Annotated in this window: 3 protein-coding genes; all 3 read right to left on the reverse strand. The window is 37.2% G+C overall.

All coding sequences use genetic code 11. The features are described from left to right. Nucleotides 1-39: 39 nt before the first annotated feature. Nucleotides 40-174, reverse strand: a complete 135-nt coding sequence (locus tag ABZS58_RS51355) for a helix-turn-helix domain-containing protein (RefSeq protein ID WP_354792145.1) — start codon at nucleotides 172-174, stop codon at nucleotides 40-42. Beyond that, on the reverse strand, nucleotides 134-727 hold the full coding sequence (locus tag ABZS58_RS51360) for a Crp/Fnr family transcriptional regulator (protein WP_354792146.1): 594 nt from the start codon (nucleotides 725-727) through the stop codon (nucleotides 134-136). The genes ABZS58_RS51355 and ABZS58_RS51360 overlap by 41 nt, the downstream gene beginning before the upstream one ends. An 85-nt stretch (nucleotides 728-812) precedes the next feature. After that, on the reverse strand, nucleotides 813-1319 hold a 507-nt coding region (locus ABZS58_RS51365; protein ID WP_354792148.1), incomplete at its 5' end, for a hypothetical protein.

Raw genomic sequence — 1319 nt, forward strand, 5'->3', positions numbered from 1 at the left:
CTTGTGTAGGATCAGAATCTATTGGCTCTTTAGACCATTTTAAGCGTAATCATCTTCAAGGCTATCAATATCTAGTATTTTGATTATCTTTCCTCGGCGCTCAATGAATCCTTTTTCTTCGAGTATTTTGAACTTACGAGAAATAGTTTCGGGTTGTTCCGATGAACGTTGCAAGATCTTTCATTTTCATTGGAATCATAACAGAATTTGAATCTACTACTTTGACGAGTTGCAAAAGATAATTAGCGATTCGACTTTCAACATCTTCCATCATGAGAAATTGTGCTTGATATTGCATTTCCGCAGCTCTTCTCACGGTGGTTTCAAGCAATTTCAAACTGAGCTCGGGATATTTTAACAACAAATTTTTGAAATCTTGTTGTCGCAAAAAGCAAATTTGCGTTTCTTCCAATGTTTCACCATAGAGATTATCATTCATTACTCCAAACAAGGCGTCTTCACCTGCGTATCCACCAGGTTCAATCACACGTAGTAACTGCTCTTTACCAGCACTAGAAAGCTGGTATATTTTCAAGGTACCATGCGCCACAATTGCAAGTTGAGGCACTGCAAAGGGGCTGATGACTGTTTCACCTTTTTCAAAAATTTTATGATTAACAACCTGCTCAACTTGCACTAATTCACTTTCTGAAAGTAAACCAAATAGTGGCACGAGCTGTACACAGTGGTGTTCATGATGACTAAAATGATGTTTATACTTACTCATTTTGGGGATTCTCCTTATCTTATTATCGCGCTAAAATTATCAAACTGCAAGCCTCATTCAACTAAAGCCTACAGTTTCGTAAAAACTAATTATCATTATCTTCATCTTCGTCATGAAAATCAGCAACGCTTTTACCCAAGTCACCTGCCAAGTTGCGAATAACTTGAAGATTGTAGCCGTAAAGTTCGACTACACCAGCCGCCAAAGCAAATTTTTCTTCTTTGTTTGCTAGCTTGATTGCTCGCGTAATGAACATATTTTGTGCTTGGAAATCCACAATGAAGCTTTCAAGCAGATCTTCATCAGTCCAATATTTGGCTTTTGGATCCTCGGTAATGAACTTGTGATACTTTAAAAATTCTTCAGTTGTACTTGGTACAATCTCATTTTCATCAAGAAGTAAATCCGAAATTTTAAAGAAATATTCAACTTCCTTTTGTGCAATTTCACGTAAATACTCACACTTAACTGGGCTTTTCGCGTATATTCCTGCTTGAGTCAGTCGTATATTTTCTATGAACAAATTGGATAAGACATATCCTAGCATCGCACCAGCCGTAGGTTTGTGGTGGTCAATCTCTGCTTTATCAAG

The sequence above is a fragment of the Dactylosporangium sp. NPDC005555 genome (assembly GCF_040605635.1).
Classification (GTDB): domain Bacteria; phylum Actinomycetota; class Actinomycetes; order Mycobacteriales; family Micromonosporaceae; genus Dactylosporangium.